General features: G+C 35.9%; 10 protein-coding genes. 6 read left to right on the plus strand and 4 right to left on the minus strand.

Annotated features, from left to right (window positions below; translation table 11 throughout):
• Positions 1-47: 47 nt before the first annotated feature.
• Positions 48-2,213 carry a catalase/peroxidase HPI gene (gene katG, locus WJN01_RS09495; protein ID WP_445196918.1) on the minus strand — a complete coding sequence of 722 codons (2,166 nt, stop codon included), beginning with the start codon at positions 2,211-2,213 and terminating at the stop codon, positions 48-50.
• 247 nt (positions 2,214-2,460) lie between these two features.
• On the opposite strand from katG, the gene tpx reads away from it, so the two are divergent.
• From tpx to ribB, 6 genes are all read left to right on the plus strand, one after another.
• Entirely contained in the window at positions 2,461-2,964 is a 504-nt protein-coding gene (gene tpx / locus WJN01_RS09500; protein ID WP_445196919.1) for a thiol peroxidase, read from the plus strand.
• 7 nt (positions 2,965-2,971) lie between these two features.
• Positions 2,972-3,340: a diacylglycerol kinase gene (locus WJN01_RS09505; protein ID WP_445196920.1), complete on the plus strand. Its 369-nt coding sequence runs from the start codon at positions 2,972-2,974 to the stop codon at positions 3,338-3,340.
• 107 nt (positions 3,341-3,447) lie between these two features.
• Positions 3,448-5,838 carry a DNA translocase FtsK gene (locus WJN01_RS09510; protein ID WP_445196921.1) on the plus strand — a complete coding sequence of 797 codons (2,391 nt, stop codon included), beginning with the start codon at positions 3,448-3,450 and terminating at the stop codon, positions 5,836-5,838.
• Between the two features lie 10 nt (positions 5,839-5,848).
• Positions 5,849-6,484 (plus strand): outer membrane lipoprotein periplasmic chaperone LolA1, encoded by a 636-nt coding sequence (gene lolA1, locus WJN01_RS09515; protein ID WP_445196922.1) that lies wholly within the window; start codon positions 5,849-5,851, stop codon positions 6,482-6,484.
• A gap of 101 nt (positions 6,485-6,585) precedes the next feature.
• On the plus strand, positions 6,586-8,559 hold the full coding sequence (locus WJN01_RS09520; protein ID WP_445196923.1) for an LptF/LptG family permease: 1,974 nt from the start codon (positions 6,586-6,588) through the stop codon (positions 8,557-8,559).
• A 16-nt stretch (positions 8,560-8,575) separates the two neighbouring features.
• Positions 8,576-9,736: a 3,4-dihydroxy-2-butanone-4-phosphate synthase gene (gene ribB, locus WJN01_RS09525; protein ID WP_445196924.1), complete on the plus strand. Its 1,161-nt coding sequence runs from the start codon at positions 8,576-8,578 to the stop codon at positions 9,734-9,736.
• On the opposite strand, the gene WJN01_RS09530 is transcribed toward ribB, so the two are convergent.
• From WJN01_RS09530 to WJN01_RS09540, 3 genes are all read right to left on the minus strand, one after another.
• A complete protein-coding gene (locus tag WJN01_RS09530) occupies positions 9,726-10,688 on the minus strand; it encodes a hypothetical protein (RefSeq protein ID WP_445196925.1) in 963 nt (320 codons plus the stop codon). The two genes, ribB and WJN01_RS09530, sit on opposite strands and share 11 nt — an antisense overlap.
• 157 nt (positions 10,689-10,845) lie before the next feature.
• On the minus strand, positions 10,846-13,320 hold the full coding sequence (locus WJN01_RS09535) for a COG1470 family protein (RefSeq protein WP_445196926.1): 2,475 nt from the start codon (positions 13,318-13,320) through the stop codon (positions 10,846-10,848).
• Positions 13,321-13,480: 160 nt separating this feature from the next.
• Positions 13,481-14,710, minus strand: a complete 1,230-nt coding sequence (locus WJN01_RS09540) for a T9SS type A sorting domain-containing protein (protein WP_445196927.1) — start codon at positions 14,708-14,710, stop codon at positions 13,481-13,483.
• Positions 14,711-14,946 lie beyond the last annotated feature (236 nt).

Below are 14,946 nucleotides of genomic sequence, written 5' to 3' on the forward strand. Positions count from 1 at the left end.
ACCGCTTCAAATGAAGCGGTTTTTTGTTTAAACAAATCAACAATCATCTAATCTAAATCAAAACGATCAGCATTCATTACTTTAACCCAAGCATTAACAAAATCGTTAACAAATTTTTGCTTGTTGTCATCTTGGGCATAAACCTCTGCATAAGCACGTAAAATTGAATTAGAACCAAAAACAAGATCTATTCTTGTAGCCGTCCATTTTACCGCTCCAGTTTTTCTATCGCAAATTTCATAAACTCCATTTCCAGTTGGTTTCCATTTATAAGCCATATCAGTAAGATTTACGAAGAAATCATTGGTTAAAGCGCCGTCATTTTTAGTAAATATGCCATGTTTTGTGCCTGCATAATTGGTTCCCATTACACGCATACCACCAACCAAAGCGGTCATTTCGGGCGCAGTTAGTCCCATTAATTGGGTTCTATCCAATAACAATTCCTCTGGGCTAACTACATACTCCTTCTTCAAATAGTTTCTGTATCCATCGGCCACTGGCTCTAGAGGAGCAAATGATTCTGCATCGGTCATCTCAGCCTTAGCATCCCCTCGTCCAGGAGCGAAAGGAACTGTAACATTCATGCCCGCATTTTTAATGGCTTTTTCAACACCCACATTTCCTGCTAAAACAATAGTATCTGCAACGCTAATACCAAATTCGGCAGCAATTGGCTCTAAAACAGATAATACTTTTGATAATCTTTTCGGTTCGTTTGCTTCCCAATCCTTTTGTGGGGTCAAACGAATACGGGCACCATTTGCACCTCCTCTAAAATCTGACCCTCTAAATGTTCTAGCACTATCCCATGCGGTGGAAACCATTTCAGAAATACTTAAACCAGAATCGGCAATTTTAACTTTTACAGCATCCACATTATAGTCTTTTTTTCCTTTTGGAATTGGGTCTTGCCAAATTAAATCTTCTTTTGGTACATCCGGACCAAACCAACGGTCTTTTGGTCCCATATCACGATGTGTCAATTTAAACCAAGCTCGGGCAAAAGCATCAGAAAAAGCATTAAAATCATCCTTAAATTTCAAGGAAATCTCTTTATAAATTGGGTCTACTCTCATGGCCATATCGGCGTCAGTCATAGCGGGATTGTGGCGAACGGAAAAATTTTCAACATCTACCGGTCTGTCCTCTTCCTTAATACTTACTGGTTCCCATTGCCAAGCACCAGCAGGACTTTTCACAGATTTCCACTCATGGTTGAATAGCATTTCAAAGTAACCATTATCCCATTTGGTTGGATATGTTGTCCAAGCGCCTTCAATACCACTTGTAACAGTATCAGGTCCCTTACCTGTTCGGGTTGGGTTAGACCAACCAAAGCCCTGTTCTTCAACAGGAGCAGATTCTGGATCAGGTCCTAAAATACTGGCATCACCATTTCCATGCATTTTACCAACCGTATGTCCTCCCGCCGTTAAAGCAACCGTTTCTTCGTCGTTCATGGCCATACGCTTAAAGGTTTCACGCACTTGGGCTCCTGTTTTTAATGGGTCTGGATTTCCATTTACACCTTCTGGATTTACATAAATCAATCCCATTTGCACGGCGGCTAACGGATTTTCCATGGTTTCTGGCTTGTTCACATCTCCATAGCGTCCATCACTAGGTGCCAACCATTCCTTTTCCGCACCCCAATAGGTATCTTTTTCAGGATGCCAAATGTCTTCGCGTCCAAAAGCAAAACCATAACTCTTCAATCCCATATTTTCATACGCGATGGTTCCGGCTAAAATGATTAAATCTGCCCAGCTTACTTTATTTCCATATTTTTTCTTAATTGGCCAAAGCAAACGTCTAGCCTTGTCTAAACTAACATTATCTGGCCAAGAATTTAGCGGAGCAAACCGCTGGTTTCCTGTTCCTCCACCACCACGTCCATCGGAGATTCTATAGGACCCGGCAGCATGCCAAGCCATTCTAATCATTAATCCTCCATAATGTCCCCAATCGGCAGGCCACCAATCTTGGCTATCGGTCATCAAAGCGTTCATATCTTTTTTGAGTGCTTCAACATCCAATTTTTTAAGTTCCTCTTGATAGTTAAAGTCTTTTCCCAGTGGGTTAGTTTTAGTGTCGTGTTGGTGCAAAATGTCCAGATTTAATGCATTTGGCCACCAATCCATAACGGACTTTTCCGTTGCCGTGTTTGCTCCATGCATAAAAGGGCATTTTCCTTGTTTTGAGCTGTTCATAATGTTAGATTATTAATTTTAAATTAAATTTTTATCAATCCTCTAAATTTACAAATAGCTTGTGAAAAGAAATAGTAGAAGAGCATTTTTATAAGTTATATTTCAATCGATAAAATTTATACAAATCCAAAATTAGAATAGTTTTTATGAATTCTTTAGAGAAATTATTAAATCAATTTTATGATTTGAAAAAATATGAGAAACATAATTTATTGTTATTTTTAAAACCAAATCTAAAACCGCAGAAATGGCAAATATTACTTTGGGTGGCAACCCCGTTATAACAATAGGAAACTTACCAGACATAGGGTCTTATATTCCTGATTTTAAATTAGTGGCAATTGACCTTTCTACAAAAACATTGGAAGATTTTAAAGGCTATAACCTAATCCTTAATATTTTCCCTAGCATAAATACCCGTGTTTGCTCCAATTCTGTAAGACAATTTAATGTTGAAGCTAATGAGTTGGAGAACACTAAAATACTATGCATATCGAGAGACCTACCTTTTTCACAAGACCAATTTTGCACAGCTGAAGGATTAAAAAACGTAATAATGCTCTCTGATTTTAAAACTGGAGATTTTGGAAAAGATTATGGCGTAATGATGACCAATGGAAAATTTGACGGTTTGCTTTCAAGAAGTGTTATTGTTGTTGATGCCACCGGAAAAGTACTTTATATGGAACAAGTTCCTGAAATTAGTCAAGAACCCAATTATAAAGCTGCCTTGGAAGCTTTGTACTCATAGTATTTTTATGGCTAAAAAAGAATCCTTTTTTGTTAATCGAATTAAAAGCATAGGTTTTGCCTTCAAAGGGGCTTTACTTCTATTAAAAACCGAATCGAGTATAAAAATTCAATTTGTGATTGCCATTTTGGTTACGGCTGCTGGTTTTTATTTTGATATTTCATCTACAGAATGGTGTTTGCAAATTCTGGCTATTGCATTTGTAATGGGAATTGAAGGAGTAAACACGGCCATCGAAGATATGGCCAATTTCATTCACCCAGAGTTTCACACTAAAATTGGAATCATAAAAGACATTGCTGCAGGAGCGGTTTTTATTGCTTCAGTATTTGCCGTTATTATTGGGCTAATTATCTACATACCAAAGATTTTTTAAAATAATATTCCCTTAGGATAAACGTTAGTAATTTGTATTTTTGCTGCGTTGTACATACTAAATTGTAATAACCAATTTCATAACCTCAATTTGATATTAAACCTTAAATGGCCAAAAGGAAACCCAAAACTAAAGAAACGCCTAAACCAAAGCTAAAAATGCCCCGTTTTAAACTAAACAACCAACAGAAATTGGTATTGGGCAGCTTTTTGGTAATAACTGGTCTGCTTCTTTTTATTGCATTTGTTTCGTTTTTGTTTACGGGTGAAGCCGACCAAAGTGCACTATCTGACTTTACATCACGCGATGTAAAAACGCAAAATTGGCTGAGCAAATCTGGCGCTTGGTTAAGCGATCTTTTTATTCAACGTGGTTTTGGGGTGGCGTCCTTCATTTTTTCAGGGTTAATATTCTTGTCAGGTATTTATATTCTAATGAACATTAGCAAAGCAAAACTGAGAAAACATTGGTTTTGGGGTGTTTTAATTATTGTTTGGCTATCAATCTTATTAGGTTTTTTTGGAAATAAAAATGATGTTCTTGGGGGCACTGTGGGCTTTGAACTCAATAGCTTTCTTCAAGATTATATTGGCAAAATTGGCACTTCACTCCTTTTGCTTTTTGGCTTGATTACTTATTTGGCTATTCGGTTTAAGGTTACTTTTGAAAGCTTCACACGGGTTTTTAAAACTGCCAAAAAAGATATAAAAAAGGAGTTTTCAGAATTTAATGAGGACAGTGTTTTTTCTGTGGACAACAATCTTTCAGATGAAGCTGAAGCCATTAAGTCTGCCTTTGAGTTGTCATTGGACAACAATGAAGATGAACTAGAGCATATTTCAATTTCAAAGAAAAAAATAGAAGAACCTATCGCATCAGTAGCAAAACCTTCAGAAATTGAAGAAAAACCAGAATTGGAAATTGAAGTTGAGGAGATGAAGGAAGAAGTTTCGGAAACCAACAACCTCGCTGATAAACTAGTGGCAGATTTTGGACAATTCGACCCAACCTTGGAATTGGCAAAATATCAATTCCCAACGCTGGACTTACTAAAGAAATACGAAGCTGAGGGTATAAAAATAAACCAAGAAGAGCTTGAGGAAAACAAAAACAAAATTGTTGAAACGCTTAGCAATTATAAAATTGGCATAGCAAGCATTAAGGCAACCATTGGCCCTACAGTAACACTTTACGAAATAGTACCGGATGCTGGCATTAGAATTTCTAAAATAAAGAATTTAGAAGATGACATTGCCCTATCGCTTTCCGCTTTGGGCATCCGAATTATTGCACCAATACCTGGCAAAGGCACTATAGGCATTGAAGTGCCCAATAAAAACGCAACCGTAGTTTCCATGCGCTCAGTTATTGCTTCCAAAAAGTTCCAAAACTCAGAAATGCAGTTACCCATTGCACTTGGAAAAACTATCAGCAATGAAACCTTTGTGGTAGACTTGGCAAAAATGCCCCATTTGCTTATGGCCGGAGCCACTGGACAAGGTAAATCGGTTGGTCTAAATGCGGTTTTAACGTCACTACTTTACAAAAAGCACCCTGCTGAAGTCAAGTTTATTTTAGTTGACCCCAAAAAGGTTGAGCTTACTTTATTCAATAAAATTGAACGTCATTATTTGGCAAAATTACCAGATAGTGAAGATGCCATCATAACTGATAATACCAAAGTTATCAATACTTTAAACTCATTATGTATTGAAATGGACAACCGTTATGAACTGCTTAAAAATGCCATGTGCCGAAATATAGCAGAATATAATGCCAAGTTCAAATCCAGAAAATTAAACCCAAACGAAGGGCATCAGTTTTTACCTTATATTGTTTTAGTGGTTGATGAGTTTGCAGATTTAATTATGACTGCTGGTAAAGAGGTTGAAACCCCTATTGCCCGTTTGGCACAACTAGCCCGTGCCATTGGCATCCATTTAATCATAGCTACTCAAAGACCTTCAGTAAATGTGATCACGGGAATTATAAAGGCCAATTTTCCCGCCCGGATTGCGTTCAGGGTAACCTCAAAAATCGATTCTAGAACTATTTTGGATGGCTCTGGTGCCGACCAACTAATTGGGCGTGGAGATATGCTATATACCCAAGGAAACGATGTTATTCGCGTTCAATGTGCTTTTGTCGACACCCCTGAAGTAGAACGAATTACAGATTTCATTGGCTCGCAAAAAGCATATCCAGATGCTTATATGCTTCCTGAATATGTTGGTGAAGAAAGTGGCACAGGTATTGATATAGACATCTCGGAACGAGATGCACTATTTAAAGATGCTGCTGTGGTTATTGTAACGGCGCAGCAAGGCTCAGCATCATTGTTGCAACGCAAATTAAAGCTGGGCTATAACCGGGCTGGCAGATTGATTGACCAACTGGAGGCCGCAGGAATTGTGGGTCCCTTTGAAGGCAGTAAAGCAAGGCAGGTTTTGGTAACGGACTTAGCTGCTCTTGACAAACTTTTAGAAGACGAATTATAACATTAAAAAAATGAAGAAATTATTTGCAATTTTATTTATCACACTTTCATTCAATGCTTTTTCTCAAAATGATGCCAAGGCCCTGCTAAATGAAGTTTCGCAAAAAGTGAAAAGCTATGATAACATTTCAATCGACTTTAAATATACTTTAGAGAACCTTTCGGAAAACATAAAACAGGAAACCAAAGGCGATGTAGTATTAGCAGGAAACAAATACCGATTGAATATTCTTGGGGTGACCCGGCTTTTTGATGGCAAAACCTTATACAGCATTAGTACAGAGGATGAAGAAGTGACTATTTCGTCAAACAATGAAGACGAGGCAGATGCTATAACTCCGAGCAAAATGTTATCTTTTTATGAAGATGGATACACATACAAAACTGACATTCAGCAAAATATTAATGGAAGAAAAATTCAATACATCAAATTAATACCCATAGATTCCCATTCTGAAATAAAGAACATTCTTTTAGGCATTGATGCCAACACAAAGCACATTTATAACCTAATACAGGTTGGAAAAAATGGCACTAAAACAACCTTAACTGTTAATTCTTTTAAAACGAACACGCCTTTATCAAAAACCTTATTTACTTTTGAGGCTGACAAATACCAAGATTATTACATCAATAAATTAGATTAATGAATTTATTTACTGGTAAATTCATTAATCATTCATCAAGTAAAACATCTAAAATTTCGAAGTAAAATTCGGAGTATTTAATCTCGATCATCGCGTTACGTGTGAAAATATTAGATCGCTACATAATAACAACTTATTTAAAGACCTTTTTCAGCGTGTTTATTATACTCATGCTGATTTTTATTTTACAGACCATTTGGCTGTACATTAAGGAACTTGCCGGCAAAGATTTAGACTTAATAGTAATCGTTAAATTTCTGGTCTATTTTATGCCGAAGCTGATCCCTTTGGTTTTGCCCCTTACTATTCTTTTAGCCTCAATAATGGTGTTCGGCAGTTTTGCTGAAAATTATGAGTTCGCCGCAATGAAATCAACCGGGATTTCATTGCAGCGTGCCATGTCCGGACTCAGCGTATTTATCGTAATTTTAGGCATTACCACTTTTTTCTTCTCCAATAACGTCATTCCTTGGGCTGAGCTCAATTCTTATAATTTACGAAGAAACATAGCCAAACTAAAGCCTGCTATGGCCATTGCAGAAGGACAGTTCAACCCAATTACCGGAACCGACTACAACATTAAAGTTGAGAAAAAAAGCGGTGACCGTGGACAGTATTTAGAAGATGTTACCATACACGTTAAAGGCCAGAACGGTAGAACCAACAATACGGTAATAAAATCTAAAACAGGAGAGCTTACAGGGGCGAAAGACTCCAATGTTTTAAAACTTATTTTATTGGATGGGAATCTATACCAAGATGTTGAATCTAACAACAGAAGTGCTCGAGACCGAAAACCATTTGCCAAAAGTGCTTTTGAAAAGAAGATCATAAATATAGACTTGTCTAACATGAACAATGTTGATTTTGATGAGCAATCACAAACCGACAAGTACAACATGCTTGACGTAGTTGATTTGAATAAAACCATCGACTCATTGATTAAAAAAGGAGAAAATGAGCATGAAACCTTTTCCAATAATTTGCAGGTGCGGTCTGGGATTACAATAACCAATGAGCCTAAAATAGCGAGAAAATCAGATAAACCCGAATACCTTGGTAACATTCTTGATATTTTCGATACCAAGAAAAAACTGGAGATGGTTGAAGCTTCAATTAGAACAGTAAATTCTTCAAAGCAGCTCATAAGCTCAAAAGATGTAACAGTAAAAAATTCTAAGTCTTGGCTAAATAAGCACATTATCTCCCTACATGAAAAATTCGCTTTAGGTTTCGCCTGCATTATATTGTTTTTTGTTGGCGCACCTCTTGGTGCTTTAATACGAAAAGGAGGCATTGGTTTGCCCATGGTTATTGCCATACTTTTATTTTTAACCTATCACTTTATTGGCATTTTTGCCACAAACAGTGCTAAGAATGGAGGCTTTAACCCTGTTTTAGCCAGCTGGTTTTCTACCTTAGTTATGCTTCCTTTAGGCATATTTTTAACCAAAAGAGCCACTGCCGATAAGGGTCTTTTTGAGTTCGACAACATCCTTGAACCAATAAAACGCATGTTCAAAATCAAGGAAAAAGATAGCGTAGATTATAGATTTTTAGGCAGTTTAAAAAATGATGAATTAGCTGATGTAATTAACAATTACGAAACTAAAGGGCATGAAAAAGCTGTTCAATTTGAAGCTATAAAAGTTTTGAACTCCAGAGGAATTACAACAAACAAACTTGAAGAAAACGGAATTTATTTAGATGAAGATTTCTTTACTTCCGAAAAAATAAACAAAAACTATAAAGAACATGCAAAATTTGCCATAACGCTTTATAATATTGGAATCATTTTATTGGCGCTCTTCTTCATATTTAAAAACAACAAGCTGCAATCTTTGGCTGAACCGGCAATTCAACTTAGCGTTGTTTCTTTGGTGTTATTTGCCATTTATTACTTGAAGTCAATAAAAAACACGTATCAATTTTATAAGCACATTAAAAAAGAACGTAACAAACCCAAAATTGCTCTTTTAATTCTCGGTCTCCCCTTTTATGTGCTTATTCACCTATTTTTAAGGGAGAAAATAAAGGAAGACTTAAAGCAAAATTGTTTAGATTCTTTAAAATAAGCAATATCTTTGCACAATGATTGCAGAAAAAATGACACACAAAAGCACCTCTGAGTTCAAATTGAACACAATTCAAGAAGCTATTGATGATATTAGAAATGGCAAAGTAATAATTGTTGTTGATGATGAAAACCGTGAAAATGAAGGTGATTTTTTAGCCGCAGCCGATAAGGTAACGCCCGAAGTTATAAACTTTATGGCCACCCAAGGCCGAGGACTTATTTGTGTACCACTTACCGAAACTAGATGTAAAGAACTTGAACTGGACATGATGGTACGAAATAACACCGACCACATGGAGACAGCATTCACTGTTTCGGTGGATTTAAGGGGAAATGGAGTTACCACAGGAATTTCAGCGAGCGATAGAGCAAAAACCGTTAAGGCTTTGATTGACCGTGATACGAAGCCTTTTGAATTAGCACGACCTGGTCATATTTTTCCGTTGGTGGCTAAAGAAGGCGGTGTTTTAAGAAGAACAGGCCATACCGAAGCTGCTATTGATTTTGCAAGATTGTCCGGTTTAAATCCAGGCGGTGTTATTGTAGAAATCATGAACGAAGATGGGTCTATGGCCCGTTTGCCCCAGTTGTATGATCTGGCAAAAAAATTGGATTTAAAAATTGTTTCTATTGAAGATTTGGTGGCTTACAGAATGCAACACGACTCTTTAATTGAGAAAAAAGAAGACTTTGACATTGAAACAAGATTTGGAAGTTTTAGGTTAAGAGCATACAAGCAAACCACTAACAATCAAGTGCATATATCTTTAACAAAAGGCTCTTGGAAATCTGATGAAACCGTACTTACTAGAATAAATTCTACGCTAGTAAATAATGATATTTTAGGAACGCTAACCCACGATGCAGACAAACAATTGGACCACATGTTCAAGTTGATTAATGATGTTGGCAAAGGAGCAATCATCTTTATTAATCAGGATGCCCAGTCCATGAACATGCTCAATCGTTTATCTTTTTTAAGGGAAAACCAAAAAACAAATGAGGTAACCAAAGCCCCCAAAATCAATATGGACAATAGGGATTTTGGTATTGGGGCCCAAATACTTCATGACCTCAACATACACAAACTACGCTTGATGTCTAATAGCGTGCAAACCAAACGTGTTGGTATGATTGGCTACGGTTTGGAAATCGTGGAGTATGTTAATTACTAGCGAGTACCTCAAATTCTTTTAGAAGCCCTTTTTCCTTAGCATTGGGTACTTCTGCAACAAATGCATATTTTGCTGGTTCTAAATCGGCATAAAAATACCCTGTTGTTCCTTCAATGGCATCGTTAAACCCTCCTAAAAAGGTCAACCCATTTGGCACAGGTGTTATAAAACCTTTAGGATCATACCAAACCATCCAACTCTCTAAAGAGTCAACACTAGCAGTATTGCTAAGTTTTACCAGATGCACATCAGAGGTTGCAAAATTTTCGTGTAATTTTTGGTTCACAATGTTAACCTGAAAAACATGTTTCCCTTTTGAAATTGGCCTATCAAAATGAAAACCATCTTCCTTAACGTCTATTACATCCGTTGCTTCAGGCGGTTGGTTACCACTATCTGTTTCCGAAACAAAAACCTGTTTAACCATGCCCATGGTAGAGTGAAATTTACCATTGGGCATCTTTACATAGCACTCAACCGCATAAAGGCCTGGAGTTAACGAAAAAGCCGTAAATGTGGTGTGCTTTGGCGCAATTAATCCTGAACCACCGCTTGGGACACATTCACTAAACCATTTCGGCATTTTTCCAAAAGCTTTAAAACCTTCTTCCGGTTTTCCTTCATTGATTAAATCCATACCCTCTTCAAAAACAGGGTCGGCTTCATTCTTATAATTTTCAACTGTAATACCCTCTGGTAATTTTACGAATCTAAAAAAATGGGTTTCGTTGGCCCTGTTGTCATATTTAAACGTGTTCCATCCTGAAGTAATGGTATCCTTCATTTGAAATTCCATACTTCGCGTAACGATATCAAAAACATTAGTTGGATAATTATTTGTTTCTTCAACTACAATTTCTTCCGTTGAAGTTTTTTCCTTTTTAACATTTTTACAGCTAAACACTAGGGCAAAAGCAAATAAGAAAAAAAAGATAAGATAATTTGACTTCATAATTTATTGGTTTGGTTATTGACTAATTTTATTGCATATGGCTTAAAGAACAAACAGAAAACTAAGTTATTCTTTGAAGGCATTTTATCATGATGGATTCATTGCTCCTTTTGTAAATATGTTTTCGCTTTCAGAACTTTGCCATTATCTAAAATGTTTATTCACCACAGTTCAACACCCCTTCATTTGCACCAAAAATTAGCGTGAATGGCAAATCGTACTCTACTCCTTCATCTGTTTCACTTAGAAAAACCCCGGTTATATATGCCTCTAAATATTGGTTTTTCCACTTTAAAGTAACATTATAGCTCGTGGGGCCAAAGCCGCCATTTAAATTAAAACAATTAATTGGCATTTTAAGAGTTTCAAAAGTCTGGGTCCCAATAGTAACTTTTGTTTCTCCCTCTTCCGGTAAAAAGTCGTTAGGTATATAAATCCAGATTTCCTCATCAAGTATATTGTAGAAATCATTATGAAGACGTACCTCGACCCCACTATCAGTAGGAACATACCAAGCCATATTATAAGATGCTGAATTTTCATTTGTTGAATAACTCCAATAGCATGAACAAGATCCCACAACTTCAATTTCAAGTGTATCAAATACTTCCGGATTACTCTGTAATTCGGCCTTTATAATATACGTACCTGCTTCGTCTGGAGCCGTGAAAACACCCTCTTGGGTTATGCCGAAGTTTTGTCCGGACTCATTTTGAGCAGACCAGGTAACTTGCTTGTCTTCTCCATCTATAATTACATTAAAATCTTTTTCATCCCCAACTTGAAAACAACCAAAAAGATCATCGGTATATACTGTTATTTTTGATACATCAATTATAATTTCGGCCGTAATAGGGTTTGCATATTTTGAACCTCTAAAACATTGAGTTGATTTGAATTCTGCTGTTACCGTAAAAGGGTACTTACTAGGATCTTTTGGCGTTTGAAGTGTGAATTTTTGGATAGTATCTAAAGACACCCCTTGTCCTTCTTCAAGGAACCCCTCTGGTGAGCTCACTGCAAGGTCTAAACTTATTGTATTTTTTAAATGTGCTTCTAAATTAACAGAATCACCAGGTTTAATTGTATGCGGATTTGAAGAAGGTTGTGCCCATTTGAGTTCCACAGGTTTTAGTTCTATTTCTTTAGAAACTGAAATCGTTTGTTGGGAAAAATATTCAGGACGCAGGCTTATCTCTAAAATTTCTTTTCCTGTTGTTGTAGGGTAAACTTCTAAACTACCACCAAGTTTATAATCAACTTCAAAAATATTATTTAACGGATTGGCCTTAATATATTTATGGTTCAATACATCAATGGGGCCACATTCTATGGCTTCTATTTTTAGTTGGTCATTTTCCCAGAAACCTTGGTCAGCCAGATTCTTTAGTTGGTCAATAGTAAAAACCCTATTTACCTTAAAGCTAAATTCTTCCGCATACTCCTGCAAATGATCATCCAGATACTCCTTCCATGTTTCGTTTTTCTCTTTTCCCGGTATTTTTCTTGTCGGCAAAATACTGGCAAGTTGAAGAGCTGACTCATAAATTGTTTTTGGTAAGTACCAATCATTGCTTGCAGCATATACTTGCGCCATGTCTATAAGAGTTGGACAACCCGTTTCTTCCAAAAGATTGGTTTGAGCAAGATTAACCTCAAACCGAGTAAAATGCGATAAACGGGTTTTACTATAAGCTTCTTCTACTTTTTGAATAGTAAACACAATTGTACTTAAAATATCTCCAGCCACACCTATTTTCCCAGGTGCTAATCCAGCTATGGTTGCTAGATTAGAGAGATCTTCAAAATATTTACCTGTTATTGTATCAGGATCGGAATATTCTGTATTTGAGGCTGATTTCATTTGAGAAGCTAAATCTTCTGCATCTACACTCTCACATCTTTCTGAATTTACTTTTAAATTATTCCTTTTGTTTTTTGTTATATCAGGTTTACTTGAAAAATTATTCATAGTTAAGGTTATGTGGCCTAAAACATCATATTTTTTTAGTAATCGGTTAGTAAGATCAATAATTGTGGCTTTATCTTGACTTTCTCCAGTCCAGTTTTTATCATTATTCAAAAAAGGTATAAGTGCAAATTCAGCATCTTCATTATGCAATAAATTATAAAGCAGTGCAAAGGGCGCTTCGGTACTTTCAATGTTGGCAAGGTTTCCTGATAGAGTTGCTTCATCAATATTTAGAAAGTCGGTTCGTTGTTTTAATAGTTCTTCAAGGCCTAAAACAACTTTATCTGTATAACCTGTAGCTTCAGGCAACTCTGAAATTGTTATCGATTTTGCATTGCATACTAAATTTCCAGACAAATCCTTCAAAATAACCTGTAATTCACCTCCTTGAATTGGATACTCTGGATGAATTGGAGCTATTATAAAAGATTCTCCTTTTTCATCCTGTGCAACATTTGTGATTATTTCCATAAAAGCATCTTGATACCAAAATTCTGCTATTAGATTATTTTTTAAGCTTGAATCTACTCCATTTAGCATTAATTTTTCTGTTGGAAAAATGGTTTGCTTTTCTAATGTTATTTCTTGGCATGCAATGTCTTCAGATATATCTTCTTCTTTATTTTCATCTTTACTGCATGAAAAGGGCAAAAAAATCATTAGACAAATACAAGAAAAAAATAATTTAATAAGTTTCATATGTTGATGGTTTTATCTTTTTCATCGTTTTTACAATGATACGCTAATGCAAAAGCGAAAAGAATTAGAATTGTTAGATAATTTGGCTTCATAATTTATTGTTTGGTCAAATACTTTTCTATCAATCTACCAGAATCTTTTTTACTGCTTCCCCCTTACGTGTTGAAATCTTTAATAAATAAATGCCCGATTGAAAATGGCTTAAATCAATTGGAGCCTCTCCATTTACTTGAATGACTTCTCTACTCTGGAGGTTGAACAAATTAATGGATTGGATATCAAATTTGGATTCGATATTCAAGATTCCTGAAACAGGATTGGGGTAAACCTTTATTTTGTCATTAATAGAAAAGAATTTATCCAAATTTAAAGCCCCTACAATAGACCAATATTTTACCATTCTTAAAAAACCCTCCCATTGGCTGGTTGAAGCATTCCAAGTTTCGTATATCAACTCTGTTTCATTATTATTTACATCAAAAGTCCTCAGTTGGCGATATGAATTTTCCCATTGTTCAACTGAACTGTTCCATTCTTGACCTAAGATTTCAAGCAAATTCCCATTTGTATCATAGGTATTCATTATTTTTGTCGAATTAACCCATGACTCGGAAACAATCACTTGCTCTATAACTTCAGTAATCAAATTATTGTCGTAACTGAAAATGGTTTGTCTATAAGGACTACCCCACTCCATGATGCTTACACTCCAAGCACGCAGCTCCGTCAAAATAATTTTATCATCTACATTGTAACTGTACTCCTTTCGTTCACTGTTACTCCAACTTGTATTCCATTCTTCCTTAATTTCAAAATCCAATCTATTGTTGGCATCATAAAAATAGGTTTGTCTTTCATCATTCACCATCATCATATTTATAAAATCATACGCTGTACTGAGATCTTCGGTAATATTATCAAGACCATTATATGTATAAAAATTCTCATTAAATGTTAACCAATTAGGCCCTGTATAAATAGCATATGCATAGGTTTCCTCGTTATTGGATGCATCATATGTGTAACTGTCTCTCGAACCATTTTGCCAATTATTTCCATCCCAATTTTGTAAAATACTCTCGGTTAAATCATTATTGCCATTGTACAACTTATTGTATTGATAAAAGTTTTCCCAATCGACGCCATTCAAGCTAAGGCGCAAAAGGTTGGTTTCTTTGGTTCCACCATTGGCGTAGGTGTAAATGTCTTTGGTATTGTGCTTCCAGTCATTCAAACCGTTATCCCAAGAATATTGGTAAATGGAATCTAGCTTAAATGTAGTTTGTGCATTAGAATAATTGGAGTACAAAAAACACATAGCCATCAGTAAATAGATGTAGTTTTTTTTCATGATCACCGCTTTTTTTAAGAGAAATAGGGAAACAACTACAATTCGGTTATTCCCCTATTCAGGATTGATTAATAGCCTCTTTTATTCTTTTATAATTTCAATTGTTTTAACAATCTCGTTATTCAGTAAAATGTGCAGGGTGTATGTGCCTTTTTTTAGGTGGTCAATACTCATGTATATCTTCTCGTTAATATTATCCTTGGCGGAATTGACCATTTTAAAACACTCTAAATAAT

Source organism: Tamlana sedimenti (assembly GCF_038148895.1).
In the GTDB taxonomy this organism is placed as follows: Bacteria; Bacteroidota; Bacteroidia; order Flavobacteriales; family Flavobacteriaceae; genus Tamlana.

Bases quoted from the DNA above. Each gene is read 5' to 3' on its own strand.
- katG (WP_445196918.1), bottom strand. From the start codon at position 2,213: ATGAACAGCTCAAAACAAGGAAAATGCCCTTTTATGCATGGAGCAAAC.
- tpx (WP_445196919.1), top strand. From the start codon at position 2,461: ATGGCAAATATTACTTTGGGTGGCAACCCCGTTATAACAATAGGAAAC.
- WJN01_RS09505 (WP_445196920.1), top strand. From the start codon at position 2,972: ATGGCTAAAAAAGAATCCTTTTTTGTTAATCGAATTAAAAGCATAGGT.
- WJN01_RS09510 (WP_445196921.1), top strand. From the start codon at position 3,448: ATGGCCAAAAGGAAACCCAAAACTAAAGAAACGCCTAAACCAAAGCTA.
- lolA1 (WP_445196922.1), top strand. From the start codon at position 5,849: ATGAAGAAATTATTTGCAATTTTATTTATCACACTTTCATTCAATGCT.
- ribB (WP_445196924.1), top strand. From the start codon at position 8,576: ATGATTGCAGAAAAAATGACACACAAAAGCACCTCTGAGTTCAAATTG.
- WJN01_RS09530 (WP_445196925.1), bottom strand. From the start codon at position 10,688: ATGAAGTCAAATTATCTTATCTTTTTTTTCTTATTTGCTTTTGCCCTA.
- WJN01_RS09535 (WP_445196926.1), bottom strand. From the start codon at position 13,320: ATGATTTTTTTGCCCTTTTCATGCAGTAAAGATGAAAATAAAGAAGAA.
- WJN01_RS09540 (WP_445196927.1), bottom strand. From the start codon at position 14,710: ATGAAAAAAAACTACATCTATTTACTGATGGCTATGTGTTTTTTGTAC.